The 19,040-nt window shown below is 42.2% G+C and carries 14 protein-coding genes and 1 riboswitch; of the genes, 9 read left to right on the top strand and 5 right to left on the bottom strand.

What is annotated here, in order from left to right; genetic code table 11:
* Nucleotides 1-602 precede the first annotated feature (602 nt).
* Together AC1RM2_RS27340 and AC1RM2_RS27335 are read left to right on the top strand one after the other, a co-directional pair.
* Complete coding sequence (locus AC1RM2_RS27340) at nt 603-3,482, top strand: TonB-dependent receptor (protein ID WP_492988331.1); 2,880 nt, start codon at nt 603-605, stop codon at nt 3,480-3,482.
* A 149-nt stretch (nt 3,483-3,631) separates the two neighbouring features.
* Nucleotides 3,632-4,558: an AraC family transcriptional regulator gene (locus tag AC1RM2_RS27335; RefSeq protein WP_492988330.1), complete on the top strand. Its 927-nt coding sequence runs from the start codon at nt 3,632-3,634 to the stop codon at nt 4,556-4,558.
* On the opposite strand, the gene AC1RM2_RS27330 is transcribed toward AC1RM2_RS27335, so the two are convergent.
* On the bottom strand, nt 4,555-5,256 hold the full coding sequence (locus AC1RM2_RS27330) for a class I SAM-dependent methyltransferase (RefSeq protein ID WP_492988329.1): 702 nt from the start codon (nt 5,254-5,256) through the stop codon (nt 4,555-4,557). The genes AC1RM2_RS27335 and AC1RM2_RS27330 overlap by 4 nt on opposite strands.
* A 61-nt stretch (nt 5,257-5,317) precedes the next feature.
* Here AC1RM2_RS27330 and AC1RM2_RS27325 point away from each other — a divergent pair, with 61 nt between their 5' ends.
* Together AC1RM2_RS27325 and AC1RM2_RS27320 are read left to right on the top strand one after the other, a co-directional pair.
* Complete coding sequence (locus AC1RM2_RS27325) at nt 5,318-6,028, top strand: DUF92 domain-containing protein (RefSeq protein WP_492988328.1); 711 nt, start codon at nt 5,318-5,320, stop codon at nt 6,026-6,028.
* A gap of 16 nt (nt 6,029-6,044) precedes the next feature.
* Nucleotides 6,045-6,821, top strand: coding sequence for a M90 family metallopeptidase (locus tag AC1RM2_RS27320; protein WP_492988327.1), 777 nt, complete (start codon nt 6,045-6,047; stop codon nt 6,819-6,821).
* On the opposite strand, the gene AC1RM2_RS27315 is transcribed toward AC1RM2_RS27320, so the two are convergent.
* Nucleotides 6,818-7,636, bottom strand: a complete 819-nt coding sequence (locus AC1RM2_RS27315) for an MBL fold metallo-hydrolase (RefSeq protein WP_492988326.1) — start codon at nt 7,634-7,636, stop codon at nt 6,818-6,820. The two genes, AC1RM2_RS27320 and AC1RM2_RS27315, sit on opposite strands and share 4 nt — an antisense overlap.
* 160 nt (nt 7,637-7,796) lie before the next feature.
* Here AC1RM2_RS27315 and AC1RM2_RS27310 point away from each other — a divergent pair, with 160 nt between their 5' ends.
* From AC1RM2_RS27310 to AC1RM2_RS27300, 3 genes are read left to right on the top strand one after another with little or no spacing between them, the layout of a single operon-like run.
* Complete coding sequence (locus AC1RM2_RS27310; protein ID WP_492988325.1) at nt 7,797-8,450, top strand: YceH family protein; 654 nt, start codon at nt 7,797-7,799, stop codon at nt 8,448-8,450.
* 20 nt (nt 8,451-8,470) lie between these two features.
* A complete protein-coding gene (locus tag AC1RM2_RS27305; protein WP_492988324.1) occupies nt 8,471-8,959 on the top strand; it encodes a hypothetical protein in 489 nt (162 codons plus the stop codon).
* Nucleotides 8,956-9,390, top strand: a complete 435-nt coding sequence (locus AC1RM2_RS27300) for a hypothetical protein (protein WP_492988323.1) — start codon at nt 8,956-8,958, stop codon at nt 9,388-9,390. The genes AC1RM2_RS27305 and AC1RM2_RS27300 overlap by 4 nt, the downstream gene beginning before the upstream one ends.
* Before the next feature lie 16 nt (nt 9,391-9,406).
* Here the strand turns inward: AC1RM2_RS27300 and AC1RM2_RS27295 are convergent, their stop codons facing one another.
* Nucleotides 9,407-13,711 (bottom strand): hybrid sensor histidine kinase/response regulator, encoded by a 4,305-nt coding sequence (locus AC1RM2_RS27295; protein ID WP_492988322.1) that lies wholly within the window; start codon nt 13,709-13,711, stop codon nt 9,407-9,409.
* A gap of 426 nt (nt 13,712-14,137) precedes the next feature.
* Here AC1RM2_RS27295 and AC1RM2_RS27290 point away from each other — a divergent pair, with 426 nt between their 5' ends.
* Complete coding sequence (locus tag AC1RM2_RS27290) at nt 14,138-14,362, top strand: VF530 family protein (protein ID WP_492988321.1); 225 nt, start codon at nt 14,138-14,140, stop codon at nt 14,360-14,362.
* Here the strand turns inward: AC1RM2_RS27290 and AC1RM2_RS27285 are convergent.
* Together AC1RM2_RS27285 and AC1RM2_RS27280 are read right to left on the bottom strand one after the other, a co-directional pair.
* The gene (locus AC1RM2_RS27285) at nt 14,359-15,651 is read right to left on the bottom strand and encodes a DEAD/DEAH box helicase (RefSeq protein WP_492988320.1); all 1,293 of its coding nucleotides are present in this window, start codon (nt 15,649-15,651) and stop codon (nt 14,359-14,361) included. The two genes, AC1RM2_RS27290 and AC1RM2_RS27285, sit on opposite strands and share 4 nt — an antisense overlap.
* 114 nt (nt 15,652-15,765) lie before the next feature.
* On the bottom strand, nt 15,766-16,575 hold the full coding sequence (locus tag AC1RM2_RS27280) for a tRNA pseudouridine synthase A (protein ID WP_492988318.1): 810 nt from the start codon (nt 16,573-16,575) through the stop codon (nt 15,766-15,768).
* Nucleotides 16,576-16,703: 128 nt separating this feature from the next.
* Nucleotides 16,704-16,899: riboswitch (cobalamin riboswitch) on the top strand.
* A gap of 109 nt (nt 16,900-17,008) precedes the next feature.
* On the opposite strand from AC1RM2_RS27280, the gene AC1RM2_RS27275 reads away from it, so the two are divergent.
* Nucleotides 17,009-19,036, top strand: coding sequence for a TonB-dependent receptor plug domain-containing protein (locus tag AC1RM2_RS27275; protein ID WP_492988317.1), 2,028 nt, complete (start codon nt 17,009-17,011; stop codon nt 19,034-19,036).
* The last annotated feature ends 4 nt before the right edge of the window (nt 19,037-19,040 follow it).

Here is a 19,040-nt window from a genome sequence, read left to right as displayed (position 1 = left end):
AACTATTCGTTCTTGGGTTGACCATGAAATTGGTGGAAGGAAAAAAACAACAGACGCCCGGTTAGGCTACTGTTTAGTAATGTTGTTTGGATATCTGCTATTAATATTGGGCAAATTCTACACTCCTGAGAAAATTACGCTGTTATGGTTGTAGATGAAAATAAAAGTACTGGTATTCGATTGATGCTAATAATTTATGAGCAGCCAAACTTTATAGCGAGTTGCCGGTACATGTTTTGTATATGAAATTAAGTGTTTTAAATACACTAAGTTTTTATATTTATAAATTTTTATCTATAATTTTTGATAATTTTTTTATTTTTTTAACAAATTTCATGTGTTTTACTGCCATTTATGTTTGAAATTGCAAAAACTATTAAATTATGTATATTTTTTTGGTGTTTTTTTGCCTTAGGAAGATTTATTCATAAAATATTCATCATTTAATTATAAATAAATTGATAAAAATTAAATTTTATATAAAATGTTTATGTTGACAATCTGTTTTTTATATGTTTTTTGTAACAAAAATGATATTTAGTTAAAATTTATTGCTATTTTGTTGATTAATTAACATAACAATCAATCCAATCAAACAAAGCATGAATTTAAAATTACATTTTTTCCTTTTCGGAGCATTTTTACTGGCCTGCCTGCCGGTGTTTGCCCAAAAGCTAACTGGAACTGTTACAAGTGGAGGCCAGCCGGTAACGGCAGGCACGGTTAAAGTAGTACCTGCAGGCACAGGTACCATCACAGATGCAGATGGCAAGTACAGTTTAACATTAAAAGCGGGGAGTTACCAGGTAAGTTTTTCGGCTATCGGGCTTGAGAAGAAAACAATCTCAATTCAGCTTGCTGCCGGTGAAACCAAGGTATTGAATATGGATCTTGCACCTTCGGCCGAAGGATTGAAAGAGGTAGTAGTGGTAGGAAGCCGCGGTGGTGGCCGTACTAAAATGGATTCGCCGGTGCCTGTAGATGTACTCCGTATGAACCAGATAGGCGAAACTACCGCAAAGCCCGATTTAATGAGCCAGCTAAACCAGGCTGTGCCTTCATTTAACTACAACAAGCAAAGCGGCGGCGATGGATCTGACGCTATTGACTTTGCCAGTTTACGGGGCCTGGGCTTCGATCAAACATTGGTACTTATCAACGGCAAGCGCCGTCACCTGTCGGCCTTCGTAAACCAGGTGGGTACCCGCGGCAGGGGCAACAGCGGTACCGACTTAAATGCCATCCCCGAGGCGGCTATTGACAGGGTAGAGATATTGCGCGATGGAGCTTCGGCACAATACGGGTCTGATGCCATCGCCGGCGTTGTTAACATTGTTTTGAGAAAAGATATCGGTAAGCTGAATGTCAACATAGGCGGTAGTGGTTATTATGACCATAAATACAATACGCTGAACAATGTTGACCCAACCCAATATTATACAGGGTCGCAAATTGACGGCAAAACCTTCACTTTAGGGTTAGATTACGGGCTGGCTATTGGCAAAAACGGTGGTTTTATCAATTTTGGCGGCAATTTTATGGATCAGGGTAAAACCTTTAGGGCAGTACCCGAAACAAACTGGGATACCAACCCCAATGCCTTAAGTGTTGATGCCTGGAGAAGAGCTTTTGGCGATGGCTCTGTTAAATCAGGCGGCGGAATGTACAATATGGAAATCCCCCTTGCCGGTACCAAAACCACTTTTTACTCTTTTGGCGGCTATAACTATAAGCACTCCAATGTTTATGCCTGGACACGCAGGTGGAGCAGTGCAAGTAATCACATCAAATTCCCTACCGACGAAAATGGAAAGATGATATTTGTACCGGGTATTATGCGCGTTTTTGACCCTACGCCAGGTGTTCTGGATACCGCCAATGTATATTATAATCCGCAGGAAGATGTGTATATTAAAGATATGTCGGCTGCATTGGGCTTTAAAGGTACTATTGGTGATGGCTGGGACTGGGATTTGAGTAATAATACTGGCTATAATGATTTTCATTATTGGGGCAACCAAACCTTTAATGCTTCATTGCCTTTGCCAGAACAGTATACCAAAACCAGGTTTAATGACGGCGGGTTCAACTTTTTACAAAATACTGCCAATTTAGATGTAACCAAACATTTTGAGCATGTAGCCCAGGGTTTTACGCTATCTTTTGGCGCAGAATACAGGTATGAGCGCTATAAACTATACGCCGGCGAGCCCGACTCCTACAGAAATGGCGGAGCTTTGTTAAACGGTGTTCCTAAAGCTTCCGGCTCCGAAGGGTATCCCGGCTATCAGCCAACTGATGCAACCACAGCCAACAGAACAAATGAGGCCGCTTATATTGAAGGCACTTTAGATGTAACCAAAGATTGGCTGGTTGATGGTGCAGCCCGTTTTGAACATTACTCGGATTTTGGAGGGGTAAGCACATTTAAATTAGCATCCCGCTATAAAGTAAGCGACAACTTCAATGTAAGGGGATCATTTAGTACAGGCTTTAGGGCGCCTTCACTGCAACAAATGAATTTTAGCAATACCAATACCAACATTATTGCAGGTGAACTGGTTTACGCTAAATTGATTCCAAATTATGCCGATGCCGCCCGCCAGGTAGGGATTCCAAAGCTTACCCAGGAAACCTCAACCAATACCAGCTTAGGCTTTACATGGAAACCAACACATGATTTTAATGTTACAGTCGACGGTTATCTTATTAAAATTAAAAACAGGATAGTAATTACAGGTGCTTTTGATACCTCGGTAGCCGCGCTAAAAGACTACCTTATAGCTAATAATGTAACAAATGCCAACTTTTTTACCAATGCTGTCAATACAACCAACAGAGGTATCGACATTGTGTTAGATTATCGCAAATCGTGGGGTAAAAATAAATTTACTGCTTTATTTGCAGGCAACATTCAAGGGATAACTATTAATAAGGTTAATATCCCGGCCGCGCTGAATGATACCTATGCACACCAGCAAGCATATTTTAGCACAAGAGAAGCTGCATTTTTAAAGGCTTCAGCTCCCGCCGAAAAATTCTCGTTAGGGCTTGAATACGGATATGGTAAATTTGCCGCCGGTAGCCATATTACCTATTATGGTAAACTGACCACCCAAGGCTTCGGTTATAGCAGTGTACCTGGTGCTAACCCCGACGGACCGGGCGGCTCAAACATATCTGCATCGGGTAACGGCTGGGACCCTTATGTTGATTTGGATAACGGCAAAGGCGTTGTTCCCGAAAACTTTGTTTTCCACGGAAAAGCTACTACCGATTTATACGTATCTTATAAAATATCAAAGCAAATTTCATGGACTGTTGGGGTAGATAACATATTTAATGTACACCCGGATTTAGCTGTTACAGAAGGCGCCCATAAATCATCATGGGGTGATAGTGAATCCGGCGGTCCTTTTGATGCCGTACAAATGGGTTTTAACGGTATGAGGATGTTTACCAAGCTGGCATTCCATTTTTAACAGGAGGATATAGCTTAATAGTCCCCCGGCTTGAATCAGTCGGGGGATTTTTTTTGTCTTACTTTGGTAGTATTTGACAAATATTAGCCTATCGATTTGAAAAATAAGCTATTTTATGATAATATTTGCTTGTTAATAGGCAATTGCAAATGAAAGTTTTACAATTTACCATTCCTGTACCCCACGATAAAAGTGTAATTGCCGATCAGTTTAGCCTGCCTTATTTTTACCCTTACCTGCACCGGCATAAAGAGGCGCAAATTACCTGGATTCAAAAGGGAGAAGGCACACTTATAGCCGGCAATAATATGCACCATTTTGCACCCGGCGATGTTTTTTTAATAGGAGCAAACCTGCCGCACCTGTTTAAAAGTAATCCCGAATATTTTGAAAATGAAACGGAAGATGCGATAAGAGCGCTGAGTATTTTTTTTAATCCCGAAGGAATATTAACGCCGCTATTTGAGCTGCCGGAAATGAGGGCCTTTAAGCTATTTATACAGCAACATCAGCAAGGGTTTAAGGTGCCTTTTCCTGATGCGGAAAAAGCTATAAATAATATGACGGCCTTAAGAGATACCACAGGTGCCGGGCAACTGATTCAGTTTATAAAACTGATGAAAGGCTTAACCGAGATAAACGAACAGCTACAGCCGTTATCGTCCTATGGTAATTTACCAGGAATTACCGAAAATGAAGGGATTAGGATAGGCAACATTTACAATTACATTATGCAAAACTATACGGAGCCTATTACCCTGGAGGATGTATCTAAAGCCGCGTTTATGACGTCCGAATCGTTTTGCAGGTATTTCAAAAAGCATACGGGTAACACATTTGTCACTTTTTTAAACGAGGTGCGTATCAACGAAGCCTGTAAGATATTAAATGCCAATAAAGTTGAAAGTATCTCGGCGGCGGCTTACCAATGTGGCTTTAAAAGCATTACCAACTTTAACCGGGTATTTCGTTCGGTAACCGGTAAATCGCCAAGGGAGTACATGGATCATTATAACGGAAAAATCGTCAATAGCCCCTATAGTTTTAAAAGTCTCCCCCTTCAGGGGGAGATTTAGAGGGGGCTTGGGCTTGGTGTCAACCTAACCAGGTATTGCTGATATTCATCTTCCAGTAAAACATCCATATCATAACCCGCTTCATTGGCAATTGTTGTTAACGTTTTCTCGTCTATATAAAGCCATGGAAACCATTCGGATGTTTGGCGATTGTATTGATACTGATAGCTAAGTTCGCCGTAGTATTTACCGTTATCAGGCAGGTTTCCTTCGTATAGGTAAGCAATATCCGATGAATCAAAAAGCAACTGCCCTCCTTTATTAAGCAACAGCCTGGTTTGCTGCAGGAAAGTTTTTAAGTTGGATAAAGTACCCGTAAGGCCGATGCCGTTCATGAGCAGCAACAGGGTGTCGTATTTATGATCGTTGTATTCAAAAATATCGGCGGTAACAACTTTTTTAACACCGCGAGCCTGCATTACATCTACGGCGAAGGCAGAAATCTCCAATGCGGTTACATCAAAGCCACGTTCCTGTAATATAAGGGCATGGCTGCCGGCGCCTGCTCCAATATCCAATACTTCGCCGCGGCATTCATTTAAGGCAAGCCATTCAATATCGGGCATATCATCCTCATCCCTGAAATAGGTTTCAATAGGCATCTCCTCCTTTGGGCCGTATTGGTTGTTAATCCACAATTTGTGGGCTGCTTTTTTATAGTAATGATTATGTATGGCCTGGCCTAAAATATCTTTCATGCTGTGGCAAAAGTAGCAATTGACTGCCTAATTACCGGTACATTAAATACCTTTGGCAATTATGTTTAAGAGTAATGCCTTATTGACTGCCATTATTATCGCGGGTATAGGTTATAGCGTTATAGCCAAAAAGCTAACCGTTGCCGCCGCCTTAACGGGTGGGGTAGTGGCTTACCTGGTTTTTGCTGGTGCAGGGTTTACAGGAATAGCAATGATGACCAGCTTTTTTATTTTGGGATCGGCAGCTACATCGTGGCAACAAAATAAAAAGCAGACGTTTGCCACAGCCGAAGAACATAAAGGTGGCCGTACAACAGGGCAGGTATTGGCCAATGCAGGTGTCCCCGCTGTTATTGGCATCCTGGTGTTATTTTATCCCCGGCATAGTCATTTATTTACCCTGATGATGGCTGCAGGTTTTGCCTCGGCCACAGCCGACACCTTATCATCTGAACTGGGGACTGTTTATGGTACAAGGTTTTTCAATGTTATCACGCTAAAACCCGATCAACGGGGATTGGACGGCGTAATAAGTGTGGAAGGATCATTGATTGGTATTGCAGGAAGCTGCGTAATAGCCTTAATTTATGGCATTGGTTTTGGCTGGGATTTGAACCTGATTTGGATTATTGTAGCAGGTACCGCAGGGAATTTAAGTGATTCGGTATTGGGGGCATTGCTGGAGCGGAAGGGCATCATCGGTAATAATGCTGTTAACTTTTTAAATACATTTATAGCCGCATTTGTCGCGCTGTTGTTTTACTTTATTTAATCCTCACATTTACCACATGGCTTTTATAATAATTGGCTTTATCGTTTTAGCACTGATCGGCTATTTCATTTTAAAAAACAACAAATCAAAATCGGCCGGCATTGTTGCCAATACCGATTACAAACCTGTTTTGTTGCAAAACATATCGTTTTACCGGGAATTGGACGATGCGGGCAAGCTATTGTTTGAGCAGAAAGTAAATAGCTTTTTATCGGGCATTACCATAGAAGGTGTGGGAACTGGAGTTGATGATACCGACAGGGTGATGATAGCCTCAAGTGCTGTGATCCCCATATTTGGTTTTAAAGATTGGGAATATCGCAACTTAACCAATGTAATATTATACCCGGATACCTTTGATGGCGAATTTCAGTTTGAAGGCGGGAGCCGGAACATATTGGGTATGGTTGGTAGCGGTTATATGAACGGGCAGATGATATTATCGCGGGCGGCGCTCATCAAAGGTTTTTCCAAATCGGCGGGGAAGGAGAATACGGCGATTCATGAATTTGTACACCTGCTGGATAAAAGCGATGGTGCCACCGACGGTGTACCCGAAAACCTGCTGGCACACGAATATGTGCTGCCCTGGCTAAAGATGATACACCAGGAAATTCATAAAATTGAAGCGGGTAAATCAGATATCAATCCCTATGCGATTACCAACGAAGCTGAATTTTTTGCGGTAGTGGCCGAATATTTCTTTCAAAAGCCAACCGAACTTAAGCACAAACATCCCGAACTCTACGAAATACTAAGCACCATATTTATGCAGGATAGGGCCAGCGACTAATTAAAGCCCAAATCAAGCTGCCCTAAAACTTCCAGCGTTTTACCTTGGTTGCCGTCAATAAAATAAACCGGGGTTTCCTCGTGTCTGGAAGCAACAACAATGTGAACACCATCGGCGCAGGCGTTAAAAAGTTCTTCCACCAGTTTTGGATCGTTGTTGTTTTTGGATAGGTGCGACAGCAGTAAATGTGTCATATGTGCCGGGCGATGTGTTGTAAATAAGGCCAAAGCTTGTTTGTTACTCAGGTGACCCTTACCGCCACGGATACGCCTTTTAAGATGATAGGGGTAGCCACCAGTCTCGAGCATAACCTCGTCGTAATTAGCTTCTAAAAAAGCGGCGTGGCATTGACTGAAATAGCGGATAAGCCTGTCGCAAACAATGCCCAGGTCGGTAAATACGCCAACTTTTATGTCGCGGCAGCTAACTATAAAACTGTGTGGCTCTGATGCATCATGCTCTTTGGGGAAGGATGTTACTTCCAGTTGGCCAATGGTAACCCTTTCAAACTCCCGCAGGGGATGTATGAGTTTGGCATCTACAGTGTTTCCTAAATGAAGCAGTGTGCCTGGGGTAATATAAACCGGCAGGTTAAACTTTTTGGCCAGCACCGGAATCCCCCGGATATGGTCGGAATGTTCGTGGGATACAAAAATGGCTTTTACCTTGCTCATGGGCAGGCCCAGCCGGGCCATACGTTTTTCGGTTTCGCGGCATGATATACCCGCATCAACCAAAATAGCCTCCTGATCGTTCCCCACGTAATAGCAATTGCCATTACTCCCCGAATTTAGTGATGTAATAAATAAAGACATGTTTTTGAGCCAAAAGCTGAAGGCCGAAAGCTAAAAGCAATCACTTCAAAACTATTATACAAAGTAACGGATTTACTGAATGTTTTTGTTTCAGACTTGCCTATTCTTTTAAATAAACTGAAGTTTTTTTGCACTTATAAAAACCTGCTTATATTTAGCCATGGATTCACCGCAAACTTTACCCGTACTTGATGCCGCCGAACTGCGTGTGCTTGGCTCGCTGATGGAAAAAAGCAAAACCACGCCCGACTATTACCCCATGACCCTTAATGGCTTAACTGCGGCATGTAATCAGAAAACCTCCCGCAAGCCGGTGGTGAATTATGACGAAACTACAGTAACCGAAGCACTGAACACCCTCAAAAGGCGCGGACTGATTTCAACAGCAACCGGCGGATCTATCCGTAATATCAAGTACAAACACAATTTTGCCATTGTATTCCCGGTTATCCCGGCCGAAGTGGCTTTAATTTGCCTGCTGATATTGCGGGGCCCACAAACCCCCGGTGAGTTAAACACCAATTCGGGCAGGTTGTATGAATTTGAGTCGATAGAAGAAGTTCAGGAAATGCTGGAAAAACTGGCCGATCCGGCTATGCCTTATATCGTACAACTCCCTAAACGCCCCGGTCAAAAGGAACAGCGTTACGCACATTTATTGGCCGGCACTCCTGATATAAATGATGACGAGGAAATAGAAGAGGCCGGCGGTCGCTCATCAAACGGTCTTGAAACGCGTGTAGCCAAGCTGGAGCATGAACTTGCCGAAATGAAAGAGGCTTTTGATAAGCTGATGAAGGAGTTGATGGGGTAGGGAGGTACTAAACAATAAACATGAATTGGATTATAAGGCGTTGTGTCAGGCTTTCGGGTCATACTTATTTGAATGAACTTCTTGCTCCCATATTAGAGGACATACGGGAATTAAACTGGCTTATTTCTGATTTGGAATACAATACGAGTGGCTTGATGAATGGTCAGGAAATACCTGTCGACTTTGATCATGATTACTTCGTTTTGGCAGAGAACAAGTTTCGTGAGCTATTAGATCTGGACCTGCAAATTTACTGGGGAGTTATTTTGGGAATCCCGGCATCTATTGATATTGTTGTTGACGGAGATAACCTGCCGTTTGCTGAAGGCAATGGCCTGATCTGGAAAAATGATAATATTCAACACGCGGATGCGCAAATAGAAATTGTTTGCTTTGATAGCGGCTATACTATCGTTAAGTTCAGAGATCAATACTTGTCTGGCAAATTCAAGAACTATTTTACAGAGGCTGTTGAATTAGAAACTTTTTCAAATAAATGGCTTAAATGAACTTCTTCTCAAATAAAGATATTACATCCGATAACAGCTTCAGGAAACTTGATGAAACTGACGTTTTTGTTTTGGGACATGTTTACGAGGATACTTTGCTTTTTGATAAAAGGAAAAAAAAAGAAACCCTTATTGGATTTTTCTATGGTGATCCCTCATGTGGTTTGATTAGCCCTAACAATGATTGGGCTTTTGTCGGAGGCGAGCATCTTTCCGTATGGCAAAAAGACCACGGGGTTATCGAAATAGATGATGAAGAAATCGCCTGGATTGAAGATGTGAGGTTAATATCGGAAAACAGCGTTGAATTTTTGATAGATCCCTGGTCGGACCATAGTGCCGTTTGGGCGTTAAATATGTTAACGTTAGAGAGAATAAAGATTAGAGATTTCAAACCCAACGATGATGATGAAAGGCCTTTCAACTGGTAAACCTCTCCATGAAACGTTACTTCTTCTTACTTACCCAATCCATCATCTTATGCGCCGCTTTCAAAACCGCTATTAACCCTTCTGATTTCATGGGTTTCGCAATATAATCATCCATACCTTCGGCTATGCACAAGTCACGGTCATCAGGGCCTGCATTGGCGGTCATAGCTATAATAAACGGCTGTAGTTTACGGTCGCTTTCGCGGATTGACCGGGTGGCTTCAAAACCGTCCATTTCGGGCATTTGCACATCCATCAATATGACGTTAAATTCCTGCTCGTCCAGTTTCTTTAATACTTCAAGCCCGTTTTCGGCCATGGTAAATTCATAACCCAGCTTGCTCAACATCCGGCTAATGAGTTTTTGGTTAACCTGGTTATCCTCGGCGACAAGAATATTTAGCGGATATTCCACAGCAAAGTTATTGTCAAGCAATTTTATTGCTTTGGGTTCGGGTGCCGGCGTTTTTCCAACACTCCTCAATTCAGCCTGTACGCTTTTGCCTAACTGATTTAGCTTAACCGGTTTTGTTAAAATAGCTGCAAATAAGCCCGGATATTTTACCTTCGAGCTATCGCCGATGGAGCTAAGCATAATGACAGGAAGTTGCGGATACTTTGCTTTAACCGTCGCGGCAAAGCCAACACCATCCATGTCCGGCATTTCCATATCGGTTATAATCAGGTTGTAGTCTTTGTCATTAGCCAGCAAATCAAGCCCCTCTGCCGCCGAGGAGGCTGTGAGCGTGATAAGGCCCCACTGCTCCAGTTGGGTTTTAAGGATAAAACGATTTGTTTTGTTATCGTCAACCACCAATACTTTTTTGCCTTCCAGATCGGCAGTATCAAATACCAGGGGAACATATTTTGATTGTTTTTGGCTTACCGCAACTTTTATCGTAAATACAAATACCGATCCTTCGCCATACACACTCTCTACCCAAATATCGCCGCCCATCAATTTAACCAGGCGCTGGCTAATTACCAGGCCAAGGCCGGTGCCCCCGTATTTGCGCGTGGTTGATGAATCGGCCTGCCAAAACGCGTTAAATAAACCGGATACTTTTTCTTCAGAAATACCGATACCGGTATCCATGATACTGAAACCAATTTCAATTTGTCCGTCGGGGTGTGTTTTGGATGAAAATACCTTGATAAATACCTCGCCTTTTTGGGTAAATTTAAGCGCGTTACCAGTTAAATTGGTAATAACCTGTTTAAGACGCAAGCTATCGCCAATAACCTGCTGGGGCAGGGCAGGGTCTATCTGGTACACCAACTCCAGTCCCTGTTGCGAAGCTATGGGCGAGAAAATGTCCATCACTTCCTCAATGCAATGGCGCAGGTCAAAATCCTCCTGCTCCATGTTCATTTTACCCGATTCTATCTTCGAGAAATCAAGAATATCATTAATTACATTTACCAAACTATCACCACATGAAATGATGGTATCGGTATATTCCCGCTGTTCGGTGTTCAGTTCGGTTTCGCCTAAAAGCGAAGCCATACCTATAACACCATTCATCGGCGTACGAATTTCGTGGCTCATGGTGGCCAGGAAAATGCTTTTCGCCTGGTTGGCTTTGTCGGCCTCTTCGCGGGCCTCTTTTTCATGAGCCATATGCAATTCCAGCTCTTCCGACTGGGATAGTAATTCCTCGTTTAAGGCATGCAATTCTTCTGATTGGGATTGCAACTCTTCGTTTAATACCTGCAAATCTTCCGATTGCTTTTTTAACTCATGCGATTGCTGTAAAACTTCGGCCGTACGCTCAGATACCTGCTCTTCCAGCAAACGTTTTTGCTTTTCTATATTATTTACCTTGGCTTTATACAAACCGTAAATTATGGCAAAAATAACAAAGGTAATAAGCGATAAAAACCACCAGGTAAGCCAAAACGGAGGCAAAACAATAATTTCTAAAGTAAGTTCATGACGCGACCATTTGCCATCGCTGTTACGACTTTTCACTTTAAACGTGTAAGTACCCGCAGATAAGTTGGTATAGGTAGCCGTATTTTTGTTACCTACATAGTTCCAGGTTTTATCGAAACCCGCCAATTGGTAAGCATATTGTTTTTTGCTGGCCAGTCCAAAATCCAACGATACGAACTCAAATGAAATTACCGACTGCTCATGGGTTAGCGTAATAGATTTGGTCTCCGAAATATCCTCTTTTAAAGGCGAAGGATCATTGTCATTCTGGGCTACAGGTACGGTTTTATTGAAAATCTGGAAATCGGTTAATATCAGCGGCGGATCGTACGAGGTTTCACTTATTTTTTCAGGATCAAACATATTGAAGCCGTTAATTCCACCAAAATAAATGGTGCCGTCTTTACTAATCGCTGCCGAATGCGGTTTAAACTCGTCGGATTGTAAGCCGTCTTCTACGGTGAAGTTCCTGAATTGCTTTGTACGGGGATTAAACCTTGAAATACCATTATTGGTGCTTATCCATAAGTTATTGTTCCTGTCTTCCCTTATGGCATAGGTATAATCGTTTGGCAGGCCGTCTTTTGCTTTGTAATTGCTAAACTGCCTGGTATGCGTATCAAAATGCGTTAATCCATTATAAGTACAAATCCAGATGTTGCCCAGGTGGTCTTCAAATAAATCGAGCGCGGCGTTATTACCCGTGCTGTTTTTTAATACATCGTATTTGTATATTTTAAATGAGTTGGTTTCCGGGTCAAACAAATCAAGGCTGCCATCATTTGTACCAACCCAAAGGTTTCCCTTTGAATCGGCCAAAAGGGAGTTAATATTATCACTGCCTACGCTTGTTGGGTCAGCCGGATCATGCCGGTAATGGATAAAGCCATTTGTTTTGGGGTTAAATAAATCCAGGCCCTGGCCGAGTGTGCCACACCAAATTTTATTGTCGGGAGTAACCGCAACAGCATAAACATTATTGCCGCTTAAACTGGTAGAGTCGTTGGGTTTATTGCGATACGATTTGAATTTGTGGGTTTGTAAATCCATAACGCTCATGCCATCCCCCCAGGTACCTATCCACAAATTATTCTTGTAATCTTCTTTCAACGCTAAAACGTAGTTGCCGCCTATGCTTGTTTTATCGGCGTCATTATAGCGATATGCCTTAAATGTACCTTTTTTAGGGTCGAACTGGTTGAGCCCGCCACCATCCGTGCCTATCCAAATGTTTGCTTTTTTGTCTTCCAGGATGCTTAAAACAAAATTATTGGATATGCTATTGGCCAGCGAGTTATGGTTAAAATGTTTAAAGTTATCGGTTACCTTTTTATATAAACTGATACCCGTGGCAAAACCGCTCACCCACATGTTACCTGTGTTATCTTTTAGCAGTACATCAACTGAATTGCTGGCGATACTTGTATTATCTACTTCATCCTGTAAATGGTTGCTGAATGTGCCCTTTTCATAATTAAAAATGCTAAGGCCACCGTTTTCGGTGCCAATCCATAAATTACGGTTACCATCCTCGGCAATACATTGAATGCTATTATAGGCTAATGAATTGCTGTTATAGGGGTCGTTTTTGAAATGGCGAAAAGTTACCGTGGCCGGGTCGTAGAGATTTAAACCGCCAGAGCCGCAACCTATCCATAAACGATGGCTGCTGTCTTCAAAAATACTGGTTATCCTATCTGCCGATATGGTACCGCCATCATGCTCGTCGTGTTTAAAATTGGTGAAGCTTTTGGTTTTTGCATTAAAAAGGCTGAGGCCTCCATAGGCTGTTCCAATCCAAACATCGCCTTTACTGTCGACATAGGTAACCCTGGCATTATCATCGCTTAAACTGGTTGAATCATGCTTGCTATTGCGGTAGTGGATAAATTTATGCTGATTAATAATATATTGGTCAACACCATCTTTTAAGGTGGCTATCCATAGATTGCCGTTTTTATCTAAGGCAATATTTACGGTAAAGTTGCTGGCCAGTGTGTTGGATATTTTATCGTTATGCAGAAAACGGGTAAAACGGCTTTTAGTCAGATCGAATTTATTAAGGCCTCCGCTGGTTGCTATCCATAAATTGCCGTCCTTATCTTCGGCAATGTGATTTATGTAGTTGTTGCTAATGCTGGTTTTATCATTAACATCATTCCTGAAAACTTTAAACTTATTGCCATCGTAACGGTTTAGGCCGTCGCGGGTGCCAACCCAGATAAATCCTTGCTTACCCTGGATCATGGCGTTGATGTTAAGCTCAGAAAGATTTTCTTTACTGCCTATGTGCTGAAAGTGCATAGGATGCTCCTGGGCCAAAACCCCAAAGGAACATGTTATAAAAATGAATACCAGGTAATACTTTAAGCCTCTTATTGACATCAGAAAAACATAAGATTTTGGCGTACGCACAGATTTCTAATTTAAAACTTATTACGGGATTGTTTATAATTATTTGATGAATAGTTAAACGGCGTGAAGGTTAAATTAGTTATGCCCACATTAATCACGAAATAACAGGTTATGCACAGCCTCGGGTGCAAATCAGATTGTGGCTAACGGACTATTTGGGCTAAAGCTCTTAACTCCCAATTTATTATCCGCCCCTAAAAAGGGACGGCAATGAATGATTTAATTCATTGCCGTTGGCTTCAGCCAACGGACAAAGATCTAACGGAGATAGGGCTTCAGCCCAATTTACGAATATAAATCGGAAACATTTGGCAATATTCGTTTAGCGACAAATTGATTTACGCCCGCAGCATCTTACTTAAAACAAGCTGCCCTATATTTTTTAACTTTGCCCATATGGATCAAAAGAGTAAGGACCCGCTGCACGGTAAAACTTTAGAAATGATTTTGAACGAACTGGTTGCCCGTTTTGGCTGGCCCGAGTTAGGCTACCAGATAAGAATTAATTGTTTTTTGGATAATCCCAGTATATCATCCAGCCTGAAGTTTTTGCGCAAAACGCCGTGGGCACGTAAAAAGGTAGAGGATATGTACATTCACTACTTTGCCAAAAAAGATTAGTGCTTGCGCTTATTGTTCATTTTAGCTTTTTGGCCCGAGCTAAAGTTATAAGTTTTTGAATTGGCAGCCTTTTTTTCATGAAAAGCCGCGCCAACTATAGGGGCATCGGGGTTTGGTTTAGGTTCTCTTTTTGCTTTTACCTCTTTTTCAATAATAAGCTCTTCGGGTAACTCGGCAAGGGCTATTTTTTTGCCGGTGGCCTGCTCTATCTTTTTAACCTGGCTAAGCTCCAGGTCGGTAGCAAAAGTGAGGGCCATTGTCTCGTTCTGGCTTTCCGGGTAATGGTTGGTTACACGATCAATAAACAGTTCTTTTTCTGCCGGTACGTCAAAATGAATGATGAAAGGAATATCGGCCAGGCTAAACGCTTCTTCCTGTTCGTTAGATATCAATAGCACTCTCGCGTTTTCATCAGCTTTAAATGCTTCTATCGATTTAAAACCCGGGCTATCAAAAAACTGGGGATTTAAATAAGCCACGGCAGTGCGTAAACGTGCTTGCAGGCTTTTATAAACTTTATCGGCAGTTGCACGTGTATTTACAAAAACTACGGTTTTGGTAAATAGCTCTTCATCGTACATAAACAAATTGAGCAGGTTTAATTTAGTGCCGAAGTTGGGTACGTTATATAAAAATTGCGGATGTGTCTCTAACGGTTGTTCTGCCAATGCTTCTACTTCTACAATAGCAGGGTCCTTCATAAAAGGATCAAGCATTTTTTGCAGTTTGCTATGCATTACTTCGGTAAATACCAGTTTCTGACTTTTGCCAATGCTATTCGCCAGTTCTACAACGGGTAGTTGCAAGCCTCTTTTTATCATTTCATCGGCATCATCAACCACAAACATATCAACCTTGTTAAGGTTAAGGGCAAGCTTCAGGTAAATGGCTCGTGCCCTATCAGGAGTAGCAACTACTATATCGGCACCATCGGCCAATGCGTCCATCTGGGCTTCAATACCCGGGGCCACATACAAGCCAACAATTTTTATTGATTTGTTTTTGTTCAACCGGTCAAATTGTTCAATCACGCCAAATACATCCTCTTTATCGGGCACAAGGATCAACACACGCGGAACGCCTTCGGGGGCATAATTAAAGCGATTTAAAACACCCAGTACATAAGTGGTAGTTTTGCCACTGCCTTCGTAACCAATGGCGATAATATCCTGGCCGCCTACAATTCTCGAAAGTGTTTTTAATTGCAGTTCTTTAGGGTTTGTAAAACCAGCTTCATTTACCGACCGAACCAGCTGTTTTTTCAGCTTCAATTTTTCAAACCACACCATCTGAGAACTTTATTAAGTATTTAAGAGGGCGAATTTACCTAAATTAACATTCATATTCATGAATAGATTTGAGATGTGAGATTTGAGATGTGAGACAGGTATCACTTGTGGTTTTTAAATTGATTGCCAAACAGTGTTTTCATCCTTTTGGAGCAGGCCGGTAAACGTTGGTTTGGCGGGGATATCAAGATAAGGATACGTTACTTTTGACAGGTATAATCCCTGGGGATAGGCTGGGATGATGATTTTGGGCGTTTGTTTACTGATGAGGTGACTTTCAAATTCGTCAACACTCATTTCGCCCCGGCCAATTTCCAACAGGCGGCCAATAATGATCCTGATCATTTTGCTTAAAAACCGGTTAGCCGATATGCTAAACCGGAGCCTGTCACCATTGCTGCTAACAAAAAGGTTTGCCGAGCTCACGTTACAAATGGTATGGTCAATTCTGTCGGGCATTTTACAAAAGGCCCGGTAATCGTTATAAAGCGGTAGCAGCGCCGCCGCCTTTTTCATTTCATCAATATTGAGGTTGGTTTCAGGATATAAGGCGCTAAAAGCACTTAGAAACGGGTCCTTATAGGTATGAATAAAATAATCATAGGAGCGCTGCACGGCATCAAACCGGGCGTGGGGCAGGCCCTGCATCGGGATGATATCAAATACCGCGATATCATCCGGCAGTATTTTATTGAGGCGGAAAAGGAGATCGAAATTCCATTCCTTTGCTAAATCGATATGAAAAAAAAATTGGCTGGCATGTACCTGCGCGTCGGTACGGCCACAGCCGTTAACAGTTATGGGCGTTTTTAAAATTTGGCTTAAAGCTGTTTCAAAAACGGCTTGTACACTTGCAACGCCGGCATGTTTTTGCCAGCCGCTGTACTGTGTGCCGTGATAACCAATATGAAAAAAATAGCGCATGATCTTGGATCCAAAAATCCACAAAAATTATGGTAATGCCATACAAAAACGAATGGGGACGGCTAAACGGACGGCTTTAAACCGTCATTGGGCATTTTAAACAACTTGCGTATCTGCCGTACATAACCTACCTTTACAGCGCTTTAGGTTCCTTTATAGTATATCATAAAGGATTAAAAGGGAATACGGTGTAAATCCGGAACTGTCCCGCAGCTGTAAGCTCCATAACCATAGTCCATTCTATTAAAGTCACTTGCGCTTAGCTCAGGGAAGACAGGACGAAAGGGGAGTAAGTCAGAAGACCTGCCAGAGCGATAATGCGATTCACAGCTTTCGGGGATTGAAGCTTGGATGTGAATGCTCTTGTTTATTGGCGTATTTTCATTTCAAACTATTGTTCCTCGTGTGCTGTGACGTTTTTGCGCGCAACAACATGAAAAAAAACTTACTTTGTTTTCATAAGCATTTACCCTTACCGGTTTTAGCGGCAGCATTTTTTTTGCTGCAGGTCGTTGCTTCCAATAGCGTATCCGCTCAAACAGATACCGCAAAAAAAATCAAAGAGGTTACGGTTTCTTCGTCTGCTATACCCAAAATTCAAACCATCACACCAACACAGCAGGTTTCGGCCGGCGATTTTGAACGTTATAGCGCATTTAACGTTGCCGATGCAATCCGTAATTTCGCCGGTGTTATACTGAAGGATTACGGCGGGGTTGGGGGCTTAAAAACAGTCTCGGTACGCGGCCTGAGCGCCAACCACACCGCGGTTTTGTATGATGGCGTACAAATTAACGATGCCGAGAACGGCCAGGTTGACCTTAGTAAGCTAAACCTGAACAACGTACAGGAAATTTCACTTTACATTGGCCAGCCCCCTGGTATTTGTATGCCTGCACGCTCGTTTGCGTCATCAAGTGTACTGGCTATAAAAACGGTAAAACCCAATCTTAATGCGGATAAACCTTACCAGTTAACAGCGGGCGTTAAGGCAGGTTCCTTTGGCTTAGTAAACCCATATCTCCAATGGCAACAACGTGTTAATAATAACTGGTCGTTTATCGTAAATGGTTATACCGAGCATGCTAATGGCCGGTATAACTATAAAACCAGCGCTGTAGGGGCCGATTCTGTACATACCCGTAGCAACGATGACATAGGTGCCCAACAGGTAGATGGCGCTTTATACTGGGCCAAAACAGATAGTAACAAATTTAATTTACACGTAAACTATTATCATGCTGAACGGGGCATTCCCGGCGCTGTGGTGCTTTACAATCCCACCATATCGGCAACACGGCTTTGGAACCAGGACTTTTTTTTGCAAAGCGGCTATGAACGTCAGTGGCACAATTCTTTACATCTTTTATTAAACGCGAAGGTTTCAAAAACCTATCTCCGTTACCTCGATCCTGATTATTTTAACAATGAAGGACGTTTAGACCAGCGCTTTACGCAACATGAATATTATGGTTCGGCGGCTTTGGCTTATCATCTGACAACCTCATGGGAAGTATCCTATGCTACTGATCTTTCGGTCAACAACCTTGATGCCAACCTGGCCAATTTTAGTTATCCAACAAGGTTGACATTATTAAATGTATTGGCCAGTAACCTGCGCATCGGTAAATTCCAGTTGCAGGGAAGTTTGCTGAATACCCATATTACCGAAACTGTTAAAAACGGTGCCGCGGCCCCGGCCAAGAATGTTTATTCGCCCACGGTTGAGGCTACCTTTCAGCCCTTAAAAGCCTCAAATATCCAGATACGGGCCTTTTACAAGTATATTTTTCGCAACCCCACGTTTGATGAACTTTATTACAGCGCCATCGGGAACCCTACGTTAAAACCAGAGTATACCAAACAGTTTGATCTGGGCGCCACGTATGGCAAGGCATTAAGCGGCTTTTTTAATTACATCACTTTAACAGCCGATGCCTATTATAATCATGTGGATAACAAGATTGTATTTATCCCTAAGGACGCCTTCAACCGGTCGATCCAGAATTTTGGGAAGGTTGACATTAAAGGATTGGATGTAGGCTTAAAAACACAGGCTAAACCTGCTGAAGGCTGGAAGGCATCAGTGGCTGTAAATTATTCGTACCAGCAGGCACTAAATGTAACCGACCCTACATCTTCTGTTTATCTTAATCAGTTGCCTTATACGCCTAAAAACACAGTTTCACTTAATGCAGGTGTTGATCGCGGCCATTTAGGGGTTTATTACAACCAGGTGATTTCATCATCACGATATTACACCAACGATAACCTGGCATCTGATTACCTGGCAGGATACGCCATCAGCGATGCATCTGTTGTTTATCACTTTTTATTAAAAAAGAAAGCTGTTGTTGCATCAGCAGAAGTTAATAATCTTTTTGCAAAAAGCTACGCCGTTGTGCAAAGCTATCCGATGCCCGGCCGGTCGGTCAGGTTTTCCATTCAAATAACTATCTAACAAT

The organism is Mucilaginibacter sp. GW822-FHT03E02 (genome assembly GCF_058801545.1).
The sequence above is the reverse complement of the archived record's forward strand: the minus strand, read 5'-3'. Positions and strand labels throughout refer to the sequence as shown.